Below are 22,272 nucleotides of genomic sequence, written 5' to 3'. Positions count from 1 at the left end.
CTAATGCTTAAAGCCAGATATTTTCTCCTTTAATTCAGTCAATTGATTTTCAATTAACCTGATTCGTCTTATAATCTCTGCTCGATCAAGGAGTTCACTAGTATCTTCTTCGGTACCAGATGCAAGATCAGTTTCTAATAAAGAGTTGTAATCGACATTAAAGTATTTTGCAATTCGAATCAAAACGCTTACATCAGGTTCTGATTTTCCGGTTTCGTAATTTTGAATAGTATTCTTATTTACGTCCAAAATTTTTGCAATTGCAACTTGTGACTTGCCTCTTGACTTCCTTAGATATTTAAAATTATTAGAAAACATATCATAAAAAATCCCCTCAGAAACCCGAGGGGATTGTACTATTTAACTTAAACCTAACCGTCGATTAATTCTTGCGAAGAATAAATACATTACTGGTACGATTACTAACGTAAGGAAGGTCGCAAAGGTTAGACCAAAAATGATCGTCCAGGACATTGGGCCCCAGAACACCACATTATCACCTCCCATGTAGAAATCTGCGTTGTATTCCGAGAAGAATCTGACGAAATCGATATTTATACCGACCGCTAATGGAATCAATCCAAGCACCGTAGTGATAGCTGTCAGAAGTACTGGTCTCAGACGTGTTGCACCCGCTTCACGGATGGAAAGAATGATTTCTTCCATATCTAGTCTATCAACTCCCGTTTCCTGTCTTCTCGCTTCTCTTTTGAGCTCAATAAAGTCAATCAATACAATGGCATTGTTCACCACAATTCCAGCGAGGGATATAATTCCCAGCATGGTCATAATTACCACAAAATCCATATTGAAGAGTACCAAACCAAAGAACACACCTGTTGTACTTAAGAGTACAGAAGTCATGATGATAATAGGAGTAGTAACCTTATTGAATTGTGAAACGATAATGATAAAGATCAATCCCACTGCCAACATCAATGCATTGCTTAAGAATGCCATCTCTTTCGCCTGCTCTTCCTGCTCTCCACCAAACTTGTATGTATACCCATATGGCATTTCAAAATCCTGAAGGGCTACTTTCAACTCATCATTGATAGCAGTTGGGTTATAGCCTCCGAGTACATTTGAACTAAGCGTAATCATCCTGTCCAGGTCTTTTCGCTTCACTGAACCGTATGTGGTGCCCAATTCTACCTCGGCGACAGAGGATATCGGCACCATGTGGGTCTTCCCTGTGTTTTGATTTTTAAACGTGATGTTCTTGTTCATCAGGGCATCCACGTTGTATCGGTATTTATCCTCCAATCTTAGCTGGATTTCATAATCATCCTCTCCTTCTTTATAGGTAGATATCTCTTTACCAAAAAGAGCGGTACGAATCTCAGTACCAATCTGCCCGGTCGACAGACCGAAACGTCTTGCATTGTCTCGATCGATTTTGACAACCAATTCAGGCTTACCTGTCTCCAGATCTGCTTTTAGCTTTTCAATGCCTTGAATGCCCGTATCATTGATGAATTTTTTCAATCGTTCTGATATATCCACCAGTGTTTCAAATTCAGGACCACTGATTTCGATATTAATCGGTTTCCCCACCGGAGGGCCCGCTGCATCCTTATCAACCGTAATAGTTATACCAGGATACTGACCCACTTCATCTCGCAAACCGTTCATTATCTCTTCAGTATCTATATACTCACCAGCTTCCTCATCATATCGCTCTTTGTATTCCACAAAGTTTACGGTGATTCGAGATTTGTTCGGTGTATCACTTGCACCGAATGCGCTCGGATCATTCGGATCTGCCGTATCCTCACCAACCTTTGTAATCACTGACTCCACAATTGGCGAATACGGCTGAAGATAGTTGATCACTTTGGACTCAACATTTTCAGCAAATTCATTGGTCATCTCAATGTCGGTACCAATAGGATGCTCGATGAATACGTTGACATATTTCGGCTTATTCTCCGGGAAGTAAAGCACGTTTGGTGGAAACATGCCCATCAAAACGAAAGACAGAATCAATAAGAATACCGTTCCTGCGAAAAATACGTAAGGTTTTTTTCCACCTAGAACAAACTTTAAGAAGGATGAATACCCATTTTCTAACCTTGGTAGAAAGTTGGATTGGAACCTACGTGAAAGTGGCTCGAGTATGAATGTACTCACAACCATAATAAGACCCAATGCGATAAGTAGATTACCAAATGCTGTTCCACCTGCTAAAACAATCAATAAACCTAATCCCAACGCAATTCCAACAATTATCCAGAATCGCTTGAAGTTGATTTCAGGTTTTCCTTTTTGCACACGCATAAAAGTGGAAATCAATACCGGGTTGATGACCAACGCAACAAATAATGAGGACGATAAAGTGATGATCAAGCCCAAAGGAAGAAGCTTCATAAACTCTCCCATCATCCCCGGCCACATCATCAACGGCAGGAATGCTGCAAGGGTAGTCCCCGTAGAAGCAATAATAGGTAAGGCCACCTCACCTACTCCTTGTGCCGCCGCAACAAGTGGTTTCAGGCCTTCTTCCATTTTACGATATACGTTCTCAACCACTACAATTCCATTATCTACCAGCATACCCAATGCCATGATCAAGGAGAAAAGAATCATCATGTTGACGGTATAGCCCATAGCACCAATAATATTAAAGGCGATAAACATGGACAATGGAATCGCAATCCCTACGAAAAGGGCATTTCTTGATCCAAGGAAAAACAAGAGTACCAACACAACCAGAATTACTCCGGAAATAATGTTATTCTCTAATGAGCTTACCATGTCCCTGGTCATTTGAGACTGGTCATTGGTAATTACCACTTCAATATCTTTTGGAAGACGTTTTCTGGCTTCATCCAAAACAACGCTGATCTTATCAGTGGCAATCAACAGGTTTTCCCCGCTTCGTTTGATCACATCCACAGACACTACAGGCTTCTTCATCAGTCTTGCGTAACTGCTCTTTTCCTTGTAGTCAAAAGAAACATCTGCTATGTCACGTAAATAGACAATCGCATCGTTTTCACTTTTCACCACTACATCTAGTAGCTGAGCCGGAGCAGTAAATTCACCAACTACTCGAACCGATCTTCTCGTGCCATCAACCAACACGTCACCTCCTGAGAGGGTCATGTTTTCTTGTGCAATTGCTGATTCAATATCTCCAAAACTCACCTCACGTGCCTCCATTTTAAACGGATTCACTTTAATCTTTACCTCTTTCTCCTCTACTCCGGTGATCTCTACCTTAGAAACCTCAGAGATTTTCTCAATCTCATCCTTGATATCCTCCGCGTAGCTTTCCAACTCTTCTTTGGAATAATCTCCCGATAAGTTGACATTCATGATCGGGAACTCTGAGAAATTCATCTCAAAAACATTCGGATCTGTTGGTAAATCTGTTGGCAGTTCAGGTTTAGCTCTGTCTACAGCATCCTTTGCTTTTTGAAGGGCATCTTCAATGTCAGAATCTGCAGTAAACTCGGCGATAATCGTGGAATACCCCTGAACTGATGTGGACTTGATCTCATCAATTTCAGAAATCGTGTTTAGCTCTTTCTCAATGGGACGGGTAACCAAATTTTCCATATCCAATGGTGTATTTCCCGGGTATGGTGTCCCGATGTACACAATTGGCTGCTCAATTTCAGGATAACTATCCTTTGGCAAATTGAGATAGGTGGTAACTCCCATGATGGCGATCATCACCGTCAGGAAGAATACCGTGGTTTTATTGTTCAACGCCAGGTCGGTAAGACCAAACGTCTTTATTACCTTCTTTCTAGGTTTATCGTTAGTGTTTTCAGACATTCTACAATGTTTTAAATGACTTGAAAATTATTTTGAAGCAACTGAGGAAGTGCCTTTTCCATCGACTTTGACAGCAGCTCCATTGGAAACCTCTCGATATCCCTTGGTAATTACTGCTTCATTTCCAGTCAAACCGGAAAGCACTTCTGTCTGATTGTTTTGTGATTTACCAGTTGTTATAGACACTTTAGATGCTATGTTTTGAGCATTTCCGTTTTTCACTACATAGACAAACTTTCCATCGTTTCCGGACAAGATCACATTGGAAGGGATCACAACTGCGTCTTCACTTTTATAATCAGCAATGGTAAGAACCGTCACCTGATTTGGTCTGAACACGAATGATTCAGTCTTCGGCAATTTAGCCTCCAGCTGGAATGTTCTGTTGTTAGTGTTTAGCACGTTACTCACAGACTTCACGGTCGTTTTATACGACTTGTCTTCACCCGGAATCTCAACTGTCAATGGATCTCCAACCTGGAAACGTCCTAAATAAGCCTCTGAAACATCAGCTTTGATGTACATCTCACTTGGATTAACCAATCGAACCAACGGAGTGCCAGGTTGTACCATTTCACCGGTTTTAGCATTGACTAAATCAATGGTGCCCGAGAAAGGAGCTCGTACCCTAGCCTGGTTAAGTTGAGCTTGTAATGTGCTTTTCTTTCTTTGTAATGATTCATAATTGCTCTTGGCCTGCAGATACTGCATTTCAGTCCCAATCTTCTGCTTCCACAGTTTCGACTGTCTGTTGAACACCTCTTCCGCAAGCTCAAGTTGTGTTTCCACTTCTTTGATTGAATTAGTCAGAATATCTGCATCCATTGAAACCAACAGATCACCCTTCGATACCTTTTGGCCTTCGGTCACATATACATTCCTCACTACACCCATGGTTTCCGCGCTTAGCATCACATTTTTCTTAGACTCCACATTGGCTCTAAGCTGGAGGGTATGTACAAAGTCCTTCTTGCCGGGTACAGTAGTTGCCACGAGTATTTCATTGGCTCTTGCTTCCGGGTCTATTCTGGCAATTTCATCTTCCAATGTCTTGATATCCGTTCGAAGCGTAGAAAACTGCGTCTTCAAAGAATCAAGCTTGGCCTTTTTCTGTGCAAGGCTGCTATTGTCTTCTGATCCCCCACAGGCTACCATGAGAGTTGAAAAAATGGTTATTATGAGTATGTTGATCTTTCGCATGATCTTAGTTTTTATAAAGAGTTCCTAATGCTTTTTTAAGTTCTATTTGTGTTACTATCGCCTGGTACAAGGCATTTAAGTAATTAGTCTGAGCTTCTTTGAGGGATGCGTCAGCATCGATAACCTCAAGATTCGAGCCAACACCTTCCTGATATTTGATTTTGGTAATGTCGTACACTTCTTGTGCCAGCTCAACGTTTTGTTTCTGTACATCAAGAGTTTCCAATTGACTGTCTAGTGTAATCTCCGATTGCTCTATCTCCAGATCTATATTCTTTTTAAGAAATGACATCTGATTTTCAATCTGCTTTACCTGCAGTTTGTTTTGTTGAATTTTGTTGCTTTTTAAAAAGCCATCAAAAATTGGAATTGAAGCTGTCACGCCTAAAACCCCATTGCTCAACCATCGATCAGAATCGAAAAGCTGACTACTTTGAGATGTAGCTGTGTTCCATCCATACCCCAAGCGTGCATAAATTTTTGGCAGATACTGCACCTTGTTGTTTTTCATATCCAGAAAAGCCAAGCTACGATTCGTCTGTAATTGTGAAAATTCAATTCGCTGGCTGTAATCAAAACTCTCTGATGGAATCAATGGAATCGTAACTTCTACGTCTTCAAGATTTTCTGATAGTTGAATGGGTTGGTTTAAGTTCATTCCCATCTGAAATTTCAACAGTTTCCTACTGATATCCTTTAGTTGTTTCGTTCGACTGAACTCAACCTTGAGGTTATTGTAGTTCACTCTGATACGATCCACATCCACTTTCTCAGCAAATCCGGCTTCATACATTTGTCTTGTTTCTCTGAGAAGTGTATCCAGTCTGCCGATGTTTTTCTCTAACAGTTCAAGTTGTTCTTCAGCAATCAACGCATTGTAATATGCTTTGCTGACTGTTTCAACAATGTCAATTTGAGATTTATTGTGCTCCTTGGTAGACAATTCCTTATAAGTTCTTGCTGCCTGGAGTCCTACAAAGTACGAACCATCAAAAATGAGCTGATCAACCGATAATCCAATGTTTCCATCATAAGACTGAACAAATGAAACTTCCTGCTCAGTGCCCTCGGGTACACTAGGATCAAATGTGCTTATGTCAATTAAGCTTTTTTGCGGCTCGAAATTGTAATTCAAACCTCCGTTTACATTGGCTTGAGGTAAACCCATTGATACGGTTTTCCTAACCTCTGCGTCGGCAATTTCCCTTTCTAATTGCTTTATTTTCAACTGCTCATTATTCTCAAGCGCATAGTTGATACAATCCTCCAAAGAAAGGCTCTTGCTTTCCTGTGCTTTCACTATGAAAGAAAAGATTGTAAATATTAATAGTGTTAATAGTCCTCTCATAAAGTCAGATTATGTGATTCGTTTGATTCTTCTTGTTTTATGTATTCCTGATATTTCGATCTTCCCTTGTCAGTAAGTAGTCCATGAATAAAATGATCAAGGATTTGCAACTGTACGCTTGGGATATCAAATCCTTCCTGTATAAATGACCGGGTATTCAATGCCATTTGGACATTTTCTACACGAAGAATGGAGAGGATTTTTGCGTTAATTTCTTTTCGGAAGAAACCCTCTCTCTGACCTCTTTCGATGTTGTCCATGATGTGCCCACGAATAGTTGATTGCTTGAATTCAAGGTATTTGTCCCAGGCTGCTCCATGATACTTCTGCATATCGTATAGCAGTGATGGATTCATTCTAAACACGTGCTTTCTCAAACACTGAGATACAAGCAGTACCTCATGAATGGCATCTTTGGACTCCTCAAAAATTCCTTTAAACTCTTCTGTTTCTTTTTTGAAATGATCAACAGCTACATCCAACACCAATCCATCTTTATTATCGAAGTATTGGTAAAGTGTCTTTTTAGACATTGAGGCAGCTCTCGCAACATCGTCCATCGTCACACTCCTAATGCCATATTGGATAAACAACTCCTGCGCACTTTCCAGTATTTTCCCTTTTGCTTCCAAATTTTTCTTTATCGATCTGTTAATAAACTGATAATACAATGGAAACTTTGGTTGTTTTAAAAGTTTCCATCGTGCAAATCAACGAGAAAGGAGAGATATAGTTCATCTTTTTTAAAGATTTTTTCAGATACTAATATTCGCAGGTATTTTACCTTCCCAAATGACGAAAGTTGAATCAACCAATGGACAGTTACATTATTCCATCTATCCAGGAGGAGAAAGAATATTATTGGCTTTTCACGGATTTGGGCAGGATAATAAAATATTTGAAAGTTGGTCGAAAACTTTGGGTGATGATTATACAATCTATGCTTTTGACATCTTTTATCATGGCAAAAGCTCCCGAGACTATGGAAATCTAACCAAAAATGAGTGGGCACAATACCTGCAGAAATTCCTTCAAAACGAAAACATAAAGGAGTTTACAATTGTCGGGTTTAGTTTGGGTGGCCGATTTGCAATCTCTTCTGCACTTTCCTTTCCAACCCAAACCCAGGAGTTAATTCTCATTGCTCCTGATGGTGTTTTCCTAACTATTTGGTTTAAACTGGCAACAAATCCATCAACCCGCTGGCTCTTTAAGTATTTTATGCTAAATCCTAAAAAACTTGAACAGTTGCTTCGTTTTAATGATAAATACAAGATTGTAAGCAGCTACCTCAGAGATTTTGTTCAAAAAGAGTTGGGAAATCCTGAAAACCGAAAACGCGTTTACATTTCATGGAATCATTTCAAGACTTTAGGCTATGGCAAAAAACAATTGGCCAAAGAGTTTAAAACAGCGCAATTCAAGCGTAGAATTATCCTGGGAGAGAAGGATCACATCATCAAACCGGCAAAGATTTTGCCTATCATAAAAACAATGGGTGAATTTGAAGTAGATATTCTTCCGATGAAGCATCATCAACTTGTTAAACCTGAAATAGCTAAATTGATAATGAAAAATACAGTTTGAATAGAAAACTCAATTAATCCCCTCCTCCCAAGAGCCGGGGCAGTCCGCCGCAGCGGTGGGTTTTCATATTGTTTTCTGCCTAAAATTAATCTATTCAAAAATGATATCTTTTAGCTTACCCACCTCTTCTCCTCCCAAGAGGAGATTATGGGAATCATTTTTGAAAATATTGATTTACTAATCGCAGCTCATTTTAAATAAACCACCAAATGAAAAAATTACTTCTGCTAGCTGTAACCCTCCTCCCTTTGTTGATTACAGCACAACAACCAACGAAGGAACAAATCAAACAAGTAGCTGACGCTAAAAAAGAAGTAAAGCGAATGAAAGGCCAGCCCTTTCCAGAGTTCGAACTGGCAACCCTTGATGGAGAAACATTTACCAAAGAGCAGCTAAAGGGCAAGATATTCTTGGTAAACTTCTGGTTTACCCGATGCAGACCGTGTATCATGGAGATGCCAGAAATGAATGAAATGGTAGAAGAATTTCAAGATGAAGGTATCATATTCCTGGCTCCTACTTTTGACGATGAGTCTCAAGTACGTAAGTTTCTTGAAAAGCGTGAGTTTATCTATGAGTCCATTCCGGATGTCAAAGACTTTTGTGTGGAAATGAATGTCCGATCATATCCTACTCACTTTGTGGTGAACCGTGAGGGCATCATTGACAAGGTGGTGATCGGCTATTCAGTAATGACTGTAGGCACATTGAAAAAAAGCATTCGGAAATTGTTGAAGTAAAAAATATCGAAATACGATTAAGATTTTCGAAATGGTAATTCAGTTTGATAATACCCTTTAATTCCTGCCTTTGCCGATGCTTCGTGCAGGAAGGCCCTTTTTAGCAACACCCTTTAGGGATGGGGTGGTTTTGAAGCTTCCAGAAAATCTTAATCGGATGCTGTAATTAAAGTAAAAAGACCTGACAGGTTTTGAAAACCTCTCAGGTCAAATCCTTAATTTTGCGGACTTCAAAACGAGGTTCCTTCCATGATTCAATTCTTCCAAAATTCTGAAGACGCTGTAATTGCTGTAGGTGTTTCAGACAAACTCTCATCTGATCAAATTAACAAGCTGACCTGGTTGTTTTCAGGCGCCAAAGCAGTAAGCACAGATAACATATCTGGCAAATTCATTGGTCCAAGGAAAGAGATGATATCGCCATGGAGTACCAACGCTTCGGATATTGCGCATAATGCAGGAATTGAGACGATTTACCGAATTGAAACGTATATTTCAGAGACCTCATCCGGAGCTTTCGACCCGATGTTACAGCAAGTTTATGAAGGGCTGGATCAATCAATTTTCACACTGGATCGAGCGCCTCAACCGATTGAGCACATCCATGATATCGCTGCTTACAATCAGCAGGAAGGACTCGCTCTGAGTCAGGAAGAAATTGAATATCTGGACGGAGTTGCAAAAGAAATCGAAAGGCCACTTACTGATTCTGAAGTCTTTGGATTTTCCCAGATCAACTCGGAACACTGCCGACATAAAATATTCAACGGAACCTTTATTATTGATGGTCAGGAACAGGAGCTCTCCCTTTTCCAATGGATCAAAAAGACCTCAAAAGAGCATCCGAACTATCTGGTTTCAGCCTACAAAGACAATGTGGCCTTTATTCAGGGTCCGAAGATTGAGCAGTTTGCACCAGCCACCCAAGACAAACCGGATTGGTTCGACACCAAAGAATTTGAATCAGTAATCTCGCTTAAAGCGGAGACCCACAATTTCCCTACTACTGTGGAACCATTCAACGGAGCAGCCACAGGTTCCGGTGGAGAAATCAGAGACCGGATGGCCGGAGGACAAGGTAGTATTCCGTTAGCTGGAACAGCGGTGTATATGACCTCCTATTCCCGAACAGAGGAAGGAAGAGGGTGGGAAAAGTCCGCCAGGAAATGGCTTTACCAAACACCTCAGGAGATTTTAACCAAAGCATCAAATGGTGCCAGTGATTATGGAAATAAGTTTGGTCAGCCTCTCATTTGTGGTAGTGTGTTGACGTTCGAACATGAAGAAGGTGGAAAGAAATTCGGCTATGATAAAGTGATTATGCAGGCTGGAGGTGTAGGATACGGTAAGAAAAAAGATGCTCAGAAAAAGCATGTGAAGGCCGGCGAAAAGATTGTTGTGATGGGTGGCGACAACTACCGTATTGGTATGGGAGGAAGTGCGGTTTCTTCAGTGGATACAGGTGCTTTCAATCAAGCTCTCGAGCTGAATGCCGTGCAGCGATCCAACCCGGAAATGCAAAAACGGGTAGCCAATGCTGTAAGAGCGATGGTGGAACTTGAAGACAATACCATTACTTCCATTCATGATCACGGTGCAGGAGGACACTTAAACTGTCTATCCGAGTTGGTAGAGGAAACTGGTGGAACAATTAATCTGAAGAAGCTTCCTGTTGGTGACGAAACACTCTCAGCTAAGGAAGTGCTAGGTAACGAGTCTCAGGAACGTATGGGATTGGTCATCAAAGAACAGGATGCTGAATACTTAAAAAGGGTTTCAGAAAGAGAACGAGCGCCTTACTATGAGGTAGGCGAAGCTGGGGATAATAATGAGTTGAAGTTTGAGAACAATGGTGAGGCCTCTCCTTTTGATTTAAAGCTGCATCACCTGTTCGGTTCTTCTCCAAAGACAATACTGGAGGACAAAACACAAAGCTCTAGCTACGAAGAGGTATCATACGCTGAAAGTAAAATTGAAGAATACCTTGAAGCGGTACTGCAATTGGAGGCTGTTGCTTGTAAAGACTGGCTCACCAATAAAGTAGACCGATGTGTGACCGGAAGAGTTGCAACTCAGCAAACGTGCGGAGAACTTCAATTGCCACTCAACAATGTAGCTGTGATGGCGCTTGACTTTAAGTCGAATAAAGGGATTGCGACTTCTATTGGACACTCTCCTGTTCCCGGATTGATCAATGCAGGAGCTGGAAGCAGACTATCAATCACTGAAGCACTCGCCAATCTCGTGTGGGCGCCATTAACGCATGGACTAAAAGGTGTTTCACTCAGTGCTAACTGGATGTGGCCTGCTAAGAATGAAGGAGAGAATGCTCGTCTCTATGAAGGTGTAAAAGCCATTAGTGATTTTGCATGTGAGTTGGGCATCAATGTGCCAACCGGAAAAGACTCCATGTCGATGACTCAGAAGTATCCGGATGGCGAGAAAGTTTATGCACCAGGAACAGTGATTATTAGCTCTGTAGGAGAAGTTTCTGATATCAACAAAACGGTGAGTCCGACTATTGATTATCGTCAGAAGGATTCCAAAATCATTTACCTTGATTTTTCCGGATCTGATTTTGAGCTAGGAGGCTCATCGTTTGCGCAATCGCAATCGAAATTGGGAGTAAAAACTCCAGAGGCTAAATCAGAGGTTGTGGCTCTTGCTTTCAATACCGTTCAGGAATTGATCAATCAAGGTCTTGTTATTGCAGGTCATGATATATCCGCCGGAGGATTGATTACTGCCTTACTTGAGATGAACTTTCCTAATACCAAAGGAGGTCTTGATGTTGACTTGTCGTCACTCGGAGAATCGGATACGGTGAGAGTCCTGTTCTCTGAAAAACCTGGCGTTTTACTTCAGGTAGAAGAAGATGCAATCAAAACCATTGAAAACTCTGGTTTGAAATGGAGTGAAATCGGAAAATTGAAAGCTGAACGAAGTGTTTCGGTTACGAATGGGTCATTTACAAAGGAATTTGATATTAAAAAATATCAGAGTGCATGGTTTAAGCCTTCAGCGCTATTAGACCTGAAACAGACCAAACCTGAAGTTTCGCAAGAACGAACTAAAAATAGGTTCAGTCAGCCCCTATCCTATTCACTCCCAAAACAATTTGACGGAAAGGCTTCAACTTACAATTTAGACTTTAATCGAAAAGGAAAGTCAGGGGTGAAAGCCGCAATCATTCGTGAGCAAGGCGTAAACAGTGATCGCGAAATGGCGTATGCACTTTGGCTTGCCGGTTTTGATGTTAAGGACGTTCATATGACTGACCTGATCACTGGTCGTGAAGATTTGAGTGAAGTAAACCTGATCGTGTTTGTAGGAGGTTTCTCTAACTCCGATGTGTTGGGATCAGCAAAAGGCTGGGCAGGATCTTTCTTATTTAATGAAAAAGCAAAAGCAGCGCTCGATGCTTTCTATGCCAGAGAAGACACTTTGAGTTTGGGTGTTTGCAATGGCTGTCAGCTGATGATGGAACTTGGATTAATCTACCCTGAAATGGGTGACGACCATCCAAAAATGTATCACAACAGTTCCGAGAAATTTGAGTGTGGATTTGTAAGTGTGGATATCAAAAAAACAAACTCCATCATGCTGGAATCGATGGTTGGATCAAAGCTAGGCATCTGGCTTGCGCACGGAGAAGGACGATTCATGCTTGAAAATGAGAGCGATTATAAAATTCCAGTCAAGTACTCCTCTTCTGAATTTCCTGGTAATACCAATGGCAGTTCCTTTGATACGGCAGCCCTTTGTTCAGAAGATGGTAGACATCTGGCGATTATGCCACATTTAGAGCGTTCCTTATTTGCGTGGAACTGGCCATATAAGCAAGGATTGGAAAATGCAGAGGTATCTCCCTGGATGGAACCGTTTGCAAATGCATTTGAGTGGGTGAAGAATAAGTAGTCAATTGTAATTCTGACTTAGCCAATTCATAAGTTTCCTCTCTGAACCAACATTTCTTATCTGAGGAAAGTCATTAACTTCAGAATTATAAAAAGCTTTTTTTAGTGATACCTTATTGAACAGAAACTCAGTAAGAATATTTTTATTCCCCGCCATATAATAATCCTTTTCGTCAAACATAAACACTCCTTTGTGTTGACTAAGAGAAACCGAACCTATCTGCGCTACTTTCTTGAAATGATGCTTAACAATTACAAAGGATTCAGTTTCAAAAAGAATTTCTACGTAAGTGTTTTCATTCAATTCAGGAATATTGTAATCGGAATCAACATTGGCGATATTATCATGCGCAATCAAATAATTTCGAAACTTGAAGATGGTTTGTCTGGATTTAGTTTCCAATTCAATAGAGAGTTTATGGTTTAAGCCTCTTTTTTCGATTGTTAATGAGTTAAAAACTAGTTTATTATAATCAGAATAGTCTTTCAGATAAGATATAATGTCTTGATGACGAAGAGCAGTGGTGACTTCAATCAATCCCTGAAAAGGGAGACTATACCCCTTCCTAAATACCATTTCTCTTTGCTCCTTCTTAATGTTGAATCCCGCAATTGCATTATTGGACACTTTGTACCAAGCAACATTTTCATTTATGTAAACGCTGTTGTCAAATGGATTAAACTTCACTTTAAGTCCATCGATTTTATACCCTGATTTCAATACAATACTCCCATCAAACCAAATTGGTGAGTTACCATCAATCTCATGAGATAGAAATTGCCTAATATTTTCAATTAGCACAGCAGAATCTACCTCAGTAACGCTTCTTTGTATAAATCCAAGCTTTTCAGAAGCACCATCCTGACAAAACAGGAAGTAGTAGGATAATAGGAATAGAAATGTGAGATGAATTTTGAGAGACCGCATTTTACTATCTCCTAATTATAGAAAGCTCCAACTTGTATAGAAACAGACATGAATACATAGGCAAAGTGAAACAATACAAAAATTAACTCTTGAAATGATAGACCCTTTCTTATCCTTTAAAGAAATCCAACTCATTAATGACATTATCAAGGATATTACGGCAATAAAATATGCAATGTTATTGTATGGTTAGAATTTAACTGAATACCATAATCAACCTTATTCATATAAAATAGTAATAATTACTTTTGATCTTCATATGTTGTCATATACTAGAAACGGTCAATAACAAATCGAATCAAATAATCATCTTAAATTTCAAGACACAATTCTATCATATCGTTTTTATTTTTACTTTTTTGATCTAATTTTGCCGTCCGTTTAAACGGAAGTGAAGGACAAACACTTAAAAATTTTCCGGTATTGGCCTATGGTGTTCCCGATAGCTATCGGGAGGCAACACATTTTAAATGTGTTGAGTTAGGTAAGTACATAAGTGAGGTTGGCACTTCTAAAAAAGCAATCAACATTGGCCTATGGTGTAACTGGCAACACGTCTGGTTTTGGTCCAGAAGAGTCTAGGTTCGAGCCCTAGTAGGCCAACTAGTTCCGAAGGGAACACGATTTCAAATCCCGCTAACGAAGGCGGGATTTATTTTAGGTAAAGATGTCATCAGTAAAGATTTTCTCCGGATCAGCGCACCCAGAATTAGCTAATGCAATTGCTAATAACTACGGCAAGCCGCTGGGTCAGAGCGAAAAACAAACCTTTAGTGATGGTGAGATGGGTGTCTATTTCACAGAATCCGTAAGAGGATCAGACGTTTTCATCATCCAACCTACCGTCCCTCCTGCTGACAATGTCTGGGAACTCCTTTTAATGATTGATGCGGCTCGAAGAGCGAGTGCAAAATATGTCACTGTAGTAGTTCCATATTTTGGATATGCACGTCAGGATCGAAAAGACAAGCCAAGAGTTTCCATTGCCGCTAAGCTTGCCGCGAACGTTATTACATCAGCTGGCGCAGACCGAATCATGACTTGCGATTTACACGCTGGACAAATTCAGGGATTTTTTGACATTCCTGTAGACCATCTGGATGGTTCAGCGATCTTCTACCCCTACTTAAAAAGTCTCAAGCTGGACAACATGATTATTGCTTCTCCTGATGTAGGCGGAACTGCCAGAGCTCGGGCGTATGCCAAGTTATTTGAGGTGGATATGGTCATTTGCGATAAGCATCGGAAAAGAGCCAATGAAATTGCCTCTATGCAGGTCATTGGGGATGTAGAAGGAAAAGATGTTGTTCTGGTTGACGATATGGTCGATACAGCAGGCACCATCAGTAAAGCTTCTACTTTATTAAAAGAAAAAGGAGCAAACTCAGTGCGGGCAATTGCTACACATGGAGTGCTTTCAGGAAATGCCTACAAAAACATTGAAGAATCCGCTCTAGAGGAATTGATCATCACTGATACAATTCCGCAAAAGCAGGAAAGCTCAAAAATCAAAGTACTGACCGTGGCTGATTTGTTTGCAAAAGCAATTCGTAAGATCCACGATCACGAATCAATTAGTTCATTATTTATTAAATAAACATATTTAAATCAAATTCAATTATGAAAACTGTTGAGATTATAGGGTATAAAAGAGCAAATCTCGGCAAGACAGAAGCGAAGCGCTTAAGAGAAGAAGGAATGGTACCGTGTGTAGTATACGGCGGAGACCACCAGATTCACTTCTACGCTCCAATGATCTTGTTTCGAGACCTTGTATACACTGACGAAGCGCATTTCGCTATGTTAACAATTGAAGGGGAACCTGAGCCATTCGAGGCTATTATCCAGGATGTTCAGTTCCACCCGGTGAGTGAAATCATCATGCACGCTGACTTTTTGCAGCTATTCAGAGGTACACCTATCAAAATGAACATCCCTGTTCACCCGGTAGGTATCGCACCTGGAATCCAGCAAGGAGGTAAGTTGATCAGAAAAGTGAAATACTTGCAGATCAAAGCTCTTCCTAAGAATATGCCAGAATACATTGAGGTTGATGTATCTAAGCTTGGCTTAGGTAAATCAATCAAAGTAGGTGAGCTTGAAATAGGAGAATACGAAATTTTGAATAGCCCTCTTGTAACGCTTGCAGGTATCGAGGTACCAAGAGCACTTAAAGGAAAAGACACTGAGGAAGAGGAAGAACTGGAAGGTGAAGAAGGAGAAGGAGCAGTTGAAGGAGCTGAAGGTGGTGATGCGGCAGCAGCAGAAGCACCAGCTGAATCTTAATTCATTTCAAAATAATTATTTTAGTCCCCTGCCAGCTGGCAGGGGATTTTTTTTTGCATGTTAAATTATGAAGTACTTAATCGTAGGACTGGGAAATATAGGACCCGAGTATGAATTGACTCGTCATAACATTGGTTTTCTTGTATTGGATAGATGGGCTGATGAAGAAGGAGTAAAGTTTGAAATGAATAAGTTGGCTTATACTTCTGAAGTAAAGCATAAAGGCCGTACACTTCATTTGATTAAGCCTACCACCTATATGAACCTCAGTGGTAAAGCAGTAAATCACTACCTCCAGGAACACAAAATTCCAAAAGAAAACATGCTGGTCATCACTGATGACATTGCCTTACCTTATGGAAAGATCCGTCTCAAACCCAAAGGATCAGCCGGCGGTCACAATGGCTTAAAAAACATTGAGCAGTTGACAGGGGGTGCCAACTATCCCCGTTTGCGCTTTGGAGTAGGCGATGACTTTCACAAAGGTCAGCAAGTAGACTATGTCCTTAGTCCTTTTTCTAAACAGGAAATGGATGAGCTGGTTTTAAACATGGATCAAGCCATTGATGCAGTCAAATCATTTTGCACCATCGGATTGGAGCGAACGATGAATCATTTTAATTAGATTCCCAACCCTGTTAGGGTTAAAAACCCTAACAGGGTTGATCTTACAAATGTAACCCACACTCGGTCTTTCCCTGATTTAACCACCTCCCCTCTCGCTGGTCTCCTTTTTCGGTGCAATGCGTACAGCCCACTGATCCGTACCCCTGATAATAGAGTTTGTTCTGTGGTAACTCATAAATGGTGTGATACAAACTCACCTCCTCTGGAGTCATATCAATGATCGGGTGAAATTTGAGTAACTCATCTCTCGGTTCGAAGATTCGAAGGTGTTGGCGGTTTGCATTCTGAAACCTGAGCAGTCCCGAAATCCATATATCCTTCCCCTTCTTCAACTGGTCGGTCGGATCTACCTTATTGATAAAGCAGCATAAGTCATTTTGGTATTTCCAGGTTTGATTGTCCTGCGTGAACCGATGCTTATTTTCCTGAGCGCCAACCTCCACAATATTCAACCTAAGCTTTTGTTTGATCTCCTCTTTGTATTGAAGTGTTTCTTCAAATAAATATCCGGTATTGACCAAGTAGACCGGGTGATTCGGTGCAACCTTACTGATCATATCAAGAAGGATAGCCGAGGTGGTTCCAAAAGAAGAAGTCATTAGAATACGATCGTGATCAAATTCTGAAAAGAGGCGCTCCATCCGCTCAAGCGGACTTAAGGGATGGTAGCGCTCATTTAACCGAACCAAATTTTCTTGTTTACTAGACTTCATTTCTATCAATCAATGATTTCGTAATTCCATTTAATGCTTTCACTTTGAAAGAGAAGTCTCCTTTCAACCGATCACGAATGACCTTTAAGTTCTGAAGCAGCAAATCCGTTTCATCCGGCAATGTTTCATTCAACACTTCCTTCAATCGTTTTGAAAAAGTCGGAGACTTTCCATTCGTGCTGATTCCAATTTTTAAATCCCCTTTTTTGACGGTCGATCCTAAATAGAAATCACATAAGTGAGGAGTATCTGCCACATTTATCAATAGATGCTTCTTTCGAGCGATTGACCTAATCCGTGAATGAAGTCTTTGATCATCGGTAGCCAAAATGACCAGATCCTTCCCTTTCAAATCACTTTTTCTGAATGGGCGCTCTATCAATTTGATCTGCCTTGATAATCCTTGCCTCTGGCGTATTTCTCTGTTTATCTTTTTTGACACAATGGTCACCTGAGCTTCGTGATCGTTTCGAAGCAAGGCATCTAATTTTTCCAGCCCAACACTTCCACCACCTACAATAAGTGTGTGTATTTGATCCAGTTTTATAAAAACCGGGAATAAAGAATTTCCTGTTGTCATATTACTTCCGCTTTTTTAATAGTCTGATAATTGGTTCGGCCAGCATAAGCTGCACCTTCTCCAAAAATTAAGAGGGCCGGGGATGTTGGCTTTTGATCTCGGGCTTCATCGACAATCGAATTCACCGTACCAGCAATCACCTGTGCCTCAGCGAGCGAGCCATTGCTGATGATAGCAACAGGCAAATCTCCCCGACCTTCATTTAGATAGTGAGTAACTACCTCATCCAGCTTTGACAAACCCATAAATATCAAAGCGGTTGAGGCTGTTTTGGCCGCTTTTCCCACTTCCCCACTAACAGAACCATCTGCAGAGGTAGCAGTCAGGATTGAAAAACCCTGATTCACCCCTCGGCAAGTAAGTGGGATGCCATAAAGCCCTGGCAGCATGATGCTGCTAATCCCGATGACTACCTCTGTATCTATGCCATGTTGCTCTGCATACTGCAGCTCTTCAAACCCACGACCAAAGACAAATGGATCTCCGCCCTTTAGCCTCACGACATGTCCTTTATTCAATGCTTTATCTACAATTAAGCTGTTGATTGTTTCCTGAGAAAGGCTTGCTTTCCCTGCTCGCTTGCCAACAGGTATATGCTCCGCACAAGGAGCAAACCGTAGTAACTCGGGAGAAACCAATGCATCATACAGCACCACATCTGCTTGTTCGAGTGCTTTTACTCCTTTGATGGTGATCAGATCCGGATCCCCCGGGCCTGTCCCAACTAATGTTAGTTTGTGTTCACTCATAGTTATGCTTTGTAATAATCTTTAACCACTAATTTTTCATTGGCTCCTTCCTCTGACTGACGTCTGATCTTCAATATCCGATTGATGAAATCTTCTGCGCCAGTCAAATACACTCGGGCAAATGCCGCATTAGGCGCATACCTATTTATTCTAAGTACTTCCTTCGAGAATTGGGTTGCTACTGGCAATTCCGGATGACTTTCGAAATGCTTCTCAAAATCCTCGATAATGGCTTTATGGGTATTGCACTGAACATCTTCGCTGAGTAGCAAAGCTTTAGCTCCTATCACAAAAGCACTGTAGCTATGATAGATGGCATTTGCCCACTTCTCTTTTTCAAAATCTTCTCGAGCGTACTGAATCTTTTCCTTAGCATCACCGATGATCGTACTGACCAAATCCAAGACAACTCCGGCACATTCTCCCACTCCAACTTCCGGGGTAAACTCCTCCGCTCCTCCCCAATCCAGATATTCATTATTTTGAATGGAGGAAAGATCTGCAAGTGGCTTTAGCAACTCATAGAAATACTTCTTTCCTTCGCTTCTGAAATATTGATTGAAGTATTCGGTTTCCTCCGCATTGGCTTCAAAATCATCCAACAGAATGCGCACAGCATCAGGAATTCGCTTAGTCGGAAGCTTGATCACTTTCTCTGCGATGTACCCCTGATGGTCAGGTTCGATACCTCCTCCAATGACCACCTGCATGGCCGGCACCACATGATCTCCATTTTTGATACTGCTTCCATGAAATCCAATATTGGCAATCATGTGCTGACCACAGGAATTCATACATCCGCTTATCTTTATCTTGATCTGAGACTCGTCTATAAGGTGTACATATTCTGTTTGAATAACCTTTTCCAGCTCCGTAGCAAGTTGGGTACTATTCGTTACTCCTAAATTGCAGGTGTCTGTCCCCGGGCATGCGGTAACATCGGCCAGCGTATCAAAACCTGGTTTATTGAGATCCAACTCACCAAGTGCCGTATATAATGCTGGTAAACTTTCCACACTGACATATCGAAATAGTAGCCCCTGATTGATCGTGATTCTAATATCTGTAGATGCATAAGCTTCAGCAATTAATGCAATCTTCCTCGCAATCGTTGATGAGATATTTCCGAGAGGCACTTTGATTTTTACAGCGTAATATCCTTTTTGCTTCTGTTCAGTCACATTGGTTCGCTTCCAATTCCTAAATGCATCTACATCATCTATTTTAAAGTTGGCGTGTGGCCGCTTAAAAGCATGAAACGTTTCTTCCTCGTGAGATATCGGGTAAACCTGATTTGGTAAAGACTTATACTCCTCATCAATCAATCTGAGGAACTCATCTAAACCAATTCCTTTTTTCGGATCAAGCAGAAACTTCAATCGTGCTTTGTGCCTACGCTCTCTTTCACCGTGCCGGTCAAAAACGCGTAATCCGGCTTCAACGAATGGTATGATCTTCTCCTCGGGTAAAAACTCATAAGCTATCTGGCCGAAGAAGGTTTGTGCGCCAAGGCCCCCACCAACTACTACCTTAAAGCCTCGAATTCCACTTTTTATCTTCGGTATAAATCCAAAATCATGAATGTATGTGAAAGCATCATCCTGATCGCTGGAAGAAAAGGCAATCTTGATTTTTCTACCCATATCCTGGCAGACCGGATTTCTGAGGAAATATTTGAATGTAGCATCCGCATAGGGTGTCACATCAAATGGTTCATTAGGATCAATACCTGCTGTTGGCGATGCAGTAACATTCCTTACAGTGTTCCCACAAGCTTCTCGCAAGGTGACTCCCACACGCTCTAGTTTGTTCCAAATAGCAGGAGTATCGTCCAGTGGAATATGATGTAACTGAATGTTTTGCCTCGTGGTAAGATGCAGATTTCCATTGGTGTATTCATCTGAAATCTCCGCAACTACACGTAATTGATCCGGTGTGATTTTACCATAAGGAAGTTTTATTCTCAACATTTGTACTCCCTGCTGGCGCTGACCATAAACCCCACGTGTGAGGCGAAATGCTTTAAATCGTTCTTCAGGAATGAGCCCCAGATGAAAATTTCCAATCCTGGATTTTAGCTCTGAGATATCTTCCTGTGCTTCTTTTGATATGGATATGGTTGACATAGTTTTCTTTTTTTATTAGGTAATAAAAAACCCTGGTGTCTTCTTCAGTCACCAGGGTTTGTATTTTATTTTACAAATATCTCTTTTAAGGTGACATTTCAATAGGATTGATACGCATGTAAAAACACATGCAACAGAAACTGGTAATGGATTTTAGTTGCCTCATACTTTGATCAAATTTTCAATTCGTGGGTTTACCGTCTTTTCCTTGCTTGCCTGCAATGCTTGTTCTATATCACCCAGGATATCGTTTACATTTTCCAGTCCGACAGAAATTCGAACCAGTCCAGGTGCTATTCCAACACTTGCACGTTCCTCCTCCGTTAGTTTACTATGAGTGGTACTCGCCGGATGTGTAACGGTTGTTCGTGTATCACCTAGGTTGGGTGTTAGACTCAGCATATTCAAACTATCCAGGAATCTTACTCCTCTTTCCAATCCTCCTTTTACAATGAATGTAACGATAGCTCCACCATGCTTCATCTGTTTTTTGGCAAGCTCACACTGTGGATGGCTTTCCAAAAATGGATACTTCACCAATTCCAATTCTTCATGACCTTCCAGGTAGGAGGCGATTTTGAAGGCATTTTCACAATGCTTTTCCATTCTTACTGCCAAGGTCTCTAAGCTTTTACTCAGGACCCAGGCATTGAATGGTGAAAGACTTGGCCCTGTGTGACGAGCAAAGAATCGCAGTTCTTCAATCAAATCCTTTTTTCCAACAATGGCGCCTCCAAGCGTCCTACCCTGCCCATCGATGAATTTAGTTGCAGAATGAGTGACAATGTGTGCGCCCCATTCAATTGGGTTTTGTAGGTATGGAGTTGCAAAGCAATTGTCTACATTCAAAATCAGATTGTGCTTTTCAGCCAGTTGCCCCAGATACTCCAGATCCACAATATCCAATCCCGGATTGGAAGGTGTCTCCACAAAAATCATTTTCGTCTTCGGAGTAATTAGACTTTCCCACTTCTCAGGTCGATGCAGATTGAAATAGGAATGTTCAATGCCCCACTTTGGAAATACTTTGGTGAAAAGCTGATGAGTGGACCCAAACAAGGCTCTGGATGCCAACACATGATCTCCATGCTGAAGCAATCCAGCCATACTGGTGAACATCGCGGACATGCCTGTTGCGGTAGCTAATCCATCCTCTGCTCCTTCCAGCAGGCAAAGTTTCTGAATGAACTCGTCTGTGTTCGGGTTGGAATAACGGGAGTAAATATTCCCAGGAATCTCGTCATTAAATTTCGCTCTGGCCTCCTCGGCATTATCGAAGGTGAATGAGCTGGTAAGATAGACCGGTGCAGAATGCTCCTTCTGAGAAGCATTCGACAATTGTGTGCGAATTGCTTGCGTTTCAAAATTCATTTTGAACGGGATTTAAGAAATTGGTAAAAGAAAAATGTAGGGACGGACCTCTGTTTAGAGGCTAAAAATTAACAGCAGCAACAGCACATAGATCTTGTGTGCGTGTTGAGTAATTGGATGTCCTGAAAGTGTTTGTGTGCGTTTTTCATAATTTATATTCACTTTAAAAGTTCAGGAATTAGCACCTTGGTTTGGTTACCAGGTTGCTAGCACATCAACGAGCCTGTCTCTCCGTGCTTCTTTATAAATTTTACTCTTCATTTCTGAAAAGATGGGCCAAAGCTGAATCAAAGTTTTCGAACTTCCAAAAACTT

At 41.0% G+C, this 22,272-nt stretch carries 17 protein-coding genes, 1 tRNA gene and 1 riboswitch; of the genes, 7 read left to right on the top strand and 11 right to left on the bottom strand.

The genetic code is table 11. The annotated features are described in order from the left end of the window. Genes CHB71_RS16095 through CHB71_RS16075 form a run of 5 tightly spaced genes read right to left on the bottom strand, consistent with a single transcriptional unit; the run spans position 1 to position 6,966 of the window. On the bottom strand, positions 1-318 hold the full coding sequence (locus tag CHB71_RS16095) for a helix-turn-helix domain-containing protein (RefSeq protein ID WP_089357960.1): 318 nt from the start codon (positions 316-318) through the stop codon (positions 1-3). Positions 319-360: 42 nt separating this feature from the next. Next, on the bottom strand, positions 361-3,786 hold the full coding sequence (locus CHB71_RS16090) for an efflux RND transporter permease subunit (RefSeq protein ID WP_089357959.1): 3,426 nt from the start codon (positions 3,784-3,786) through the stop codon (positions 361-363). A 27-nt stretch (positions 3,787-3,813) separates the two neighbouring features. Continuing rightward, positions 3,814-4,986, bottom strand: a complete 1,173-nt coding sequence (locus CHB71_RS16085) for an efflux RND transporter periplasmic adaptor subunit (RefSeq protein WP_089357958.1) — start codon at positions 4,984-4,986, stop codon at positions 3,814-3,816. A gap of 4 nt (positions 4,987-4,990) precedes the next feature. Beyond that, on the bottom strand, positions 4,991-6,334 hold the full coding sequence (locus tag CHB71_RS16080) for a TolC family protein (protein ID WP_089357957.1): 1,344 nt from the start codon (positions 6,332-6,334) through the stop codon (positions 4,991-4,993). Next, the gene (locus tag CHB71_RS16075; protein WP_179213447.1) at positions 6,331-6,966 is read right to left on the bottom strand and encodes a TetR/AcrR family transcriptional regulator; all 636 of its coding nucleotides are present in this window, start codon (positions 6,964-6,966) and stop codon (positions 6,331-6,333) included. The genes CHB71_RS16080 and CHB71_RS16075 overlap by 4 nt, the downstream gene beginning before the upstream one ends. Positions 6,967-7,126: 160 nt before the next feature. Between CHB71_RS16075 and CHB71_RS16070 the strand changes: the two genes are divergently transcribed. From CHB71_RS16070 to purL, 3 genes are all read left to right on the top strand, one after another. Further along, positions 7,127-7,921, top strand: coding sequence for an alpha/beta hydrolase (locus tag CHB71_RS16070; RefSeq protein ID WP_089357955.1), 795 nt, complete (start codon positions 7,127-7,129; stop codon positions 7,919-7,921). 209 nt (positions 7,922-8,130) lie between these two features. Beyond that, positions 8,131-8,661, top strand: coding sequence for a TlpA family protein disulfide reductase (locus CHB71_RS16065; RefSeq protein WP_089357954.1), 531 nt, complete (start codon positions 8,131-8,133; stop codon positions 8,659-8,661). Positions 8,662-8,910: 249 nt separating this feature from the next. Then, on the top strand, positions 8,911-12,579 hold the full coding sequence (gene purL / locus CHB71_RS16060; RefSeq protein ID WP_089357953.1) for a phosphoribosylformylglycinamidine synthase: 3,669 nt from the start codon (positions 8,911-8,913) through the stop codon (positions 12,577-12,579). Here purL and CHB71_RS16055 read toward each other — a convergent pair whose 3' ends face one another. Further along, entirely contained in the window at positions 12,580-13,506 is a 927-nt protein-coding gene (locus CHB71_RS16055; RefSeq protein ID WP_089357952.1) for a hypothetical protein, read from the bottom strand. Between the two features lie 530 nt (positions 13,507-14,036). Between CHB71_RS16055 and CHB71_RS16050 the strand changes: the two genes are divergently transcribed. The 4 genes from CHB71_RS16050 (at position 14,037) to pth (ending at position 16,417) form a co-directional block, all read left to right on the top strand. Next, positions 14,037-14,109: transfer RNA gene (locus tag CHB71_RS16050), tRNA-Gln, on the top strand. 64 nt (positions 14,110-14,173) lie between these two features. Beyond that, positions 14,174-15,103, top strand: a complete 930-nt coding sequence (locus CHB71_RS16045) for a ribose-phosphate pyrophosphokinase (RefSeq protein WP_089357951.1) — start codon at positions 14,174-14,176, stop codon at positions 15,101-15,103. Between the two features lie 23 nt (positions 15,104-15,126). Continuing rightward, positions 15,127-15,792, top strand: coding sequence for a 50S ribosomal protein L25/general stress protein Ctc (locus tag CHB71_RS16040; RefSeq protein WP_089357950.1), 666 nt, complete (start codon positions 15,127-15,129; stop codon positions 15,790-15,792). A 67-nt stretch (positions 15,793-15,859) separates the two neighbouring features. Next, entirely contained in the window at positions 15,860-16,417 is a 558-nt protein-coding gene (pth, locus tag CHB71_RS16035) for an aminoacyl-tRNA hydrolase (RefSeq protein WP_089357949.1), read from the top strand. A 43-nt stretch (positions 16,418-16,460) separates the two neighbouring features. Here pth and CHB71_RS16030 read toward each other — a convergent pair whose 3' ends face one another. The 5 genes from CHB71_RS16030 to CHB71_RS16010 all read right to left on the bottom strand — a co-directional run bounded on the left by CHB71_RS16030 (position 16,461) and on the right by CHB71_RS16010 (position 21,958). Further along, entirely contained in the window at positions 16,461-17,132 is a 672-nt protein-coding gene (locus CHB71_RS16030) for a phosphoadenylyl-sulfate reductase (protein ID WP_089357948.1), read from the bottom strand. Next, a complete protein-coding gene (locus CHB71_RS16025; RefSeq protein WP_089357947.1) occupies positions 17,122-17,712 on the bottom strand; it encodes a precorrin-2 dehydrogenase/sirohydrochlorin ferrochelatase family protein in 591 nt (196 codons plus the stop codon). Before CHB71_RS16025 ends, CHB71_RS16030 begins: the two co-directional genes overlap by 11 nt. Continuing rightward, complete coding sequence (gene cobA, locus CHB71_RS16020) at positions 17,709-18,461, bottom strand: uroporphyrinogen-III C-methyltransferase (protein ID WP_089357946.1); 753 nt, start codon at positions 18,459-18,461, stop codon at positions 17,709-17,711. The genes CHB71_RS16025 and cobA overlap by 4 nt, the downstream gene beginning before the upstream one ends. Positions 18,462-18,463: 2 nt before the next feature. Then, positions 18,464-20,587 (bottom strand): nitrite/sulfite reductase, encoded by a 2,124-nt coding sequence (locus CHB71_RS16015; protein WP_089357945.1) that lies wholly within the window; start codon positions 20,585-20,587, stop codon positions 18,464-18,466. A gap of 162 nt (positions 20,588-20,749) precedes the next feature. Next, positions 20,750-21,958 carry a trans-sulfuration enzyme family protein gene (locus CHB71_RS16010; RefSeq protein ID WP_089357944.1) on the bottom strand — a complete coding sequence of 403 codons (1,209 nt, stop codon included), beginning with the start codon at positions 21,956-21,958 and terminating at the stop codon, positions 20,750-20,752. A 149-nt stretch (positions 21,959-22,107) separates the two neighbouring features. Beyond that, a riboswitch (SAM riboswitch) is annotated at positions 22,108-22,208 on the bottom strand. Positions 22,209-22,272 lie beyond the last annotated feature (64 nt).

It is taken from the genome of Ekhidna lutea, assembly GCF_900188325.1.
Taxonomy (GTDB): domain Bacteria; phylum Bacteroidota; class Bacteroidia; order Cytophagales; family Cyclobacteriaceae; genus Ekhidna; species Ekhidna lutea.
The sequence above is the reverse complement of the archived record's forward strand: the minus strand, read 5'-3'. Positions and strand labels throughout refer to the sequence as shown.

What these genes read in the sequence shown, in the direction of transcription:
- CHB71_RS16030 (WP_089357948.1), bottom strand. Translation starts at nt 17,132, where the DNA reads ATGAAGTCTAGTAAACAAGAAAATTTGGTTCGGTTAAATGAGCGCTAC.
- CHB71_RS16040 (WP_089357950.1), top strand. Translation starts at nt 15,127, where the DNA reads ATGAAAACTGTTGAGATTATAGGGTATAAAAGAGCAAATCTCGGCAAG.
- pth (WP_089357949.1), top strand. Translation starts at nt 15,860, where the DNA reads ATGAAGTACTTAATCGTAGGACTGGGAAATATAGGACCCGAGTATGAA.
- CHB71_RS16080 (WP_089357957.1), bottom strand. Translation starts at nt 6,334, where the DNA reads ATGAGAGGACTATTAACACTATTAATATTTACAATCTTTTCTTTCATA.
- CHB71_RS16015 (WP_089357945.1), bottom strand. Translation starts at nt 20,587, where the DNA reads ATGTCAACCATATCCATATCAAAAGAAGCACAGGAAGATATCTCAGAG.
- CHB71_RS16010 (WP_089357944.1), bottom strand. Translation starts at nt 21,958, where the DNA reads ATGAATTTTGAAACGCAAGCAATTCGCACACAATTGTCGAATGCTTCT.
- CHB71_RS16055 (WP_089357952.1), bottom strand. Translation starts at nt 13,506, where the DNA reads ATGCGGTCTCTCAAAATTCATCTCACATTTCTATTCCTATTATCCTAC.
- CHB71_RS16045 (WP_089357951.1), top strand. Translation starts at nt 14,174, where the DNA reads ATGTCATCAGTAAAGATTTTCTCCGGATCAGCGCACCCAGAATTAGCT.
- CHB71_RS16065 (WP_089357954.1), top strand. Translation starts at nt 8,131, where the DNA reads ATGAAAAAATTACTTCTGCTAGCTGTAACCCTCCTCCCTTTGTTGATT.
- CHB71_RS16095 (WP_089357960.1), bottom strand. Translation starts at nt 318, where the DNA reads ATGTTTTCTAATAATTTTAAATATCTAAGGAAGTCAAGAGGCAAGTCA.
- CHB71_RS16025 (WP_089357947.1), bottom strand. Translation starts at nt 17,712, where the DNA reads ATGACAACAGGAAATTCTTTATTCCCGGTTTTTATAAAACTGGATCAA.
- CHB71_RS16090 (WP_089357959.1), bottom strand. Translation starts at nt 3,786, where the DNA reads ATGTCTGAAAACACTAACGATAAACCTAGAAAGAAGGTAATAAAGACG.
- cobA (WP_089357946.1), bottom strand. Translation starts at nt 18,461, where the DNA reads ATGAGTGAACACAAACTAACATTAGTTGGGACAGGCCCGGGGGATCCG.
- CHB71_RS16070 (WP_089357955.1), top strand. Translation starts at nt 7,127, where the DNA reads ATGACGAAAGTTGAATCAACCAATGGACAGTTACATTATTCCATCTAT.
- purL (WP_089357953.1), top strand. Translation starts at nt 8,911, where the DNA reads ATGATTCAATTCTTCCAAAATTCTGAAGACGCTGTAATTGCTGTAGGT.
- CHB71_RS16085 (WP_089357958.1), bottom strand. Translation starts at nt 4,986, where the DNA reads ATGCGAAAGATCAACATACTCATAATAACCATTTTTTCAACTCTCATG.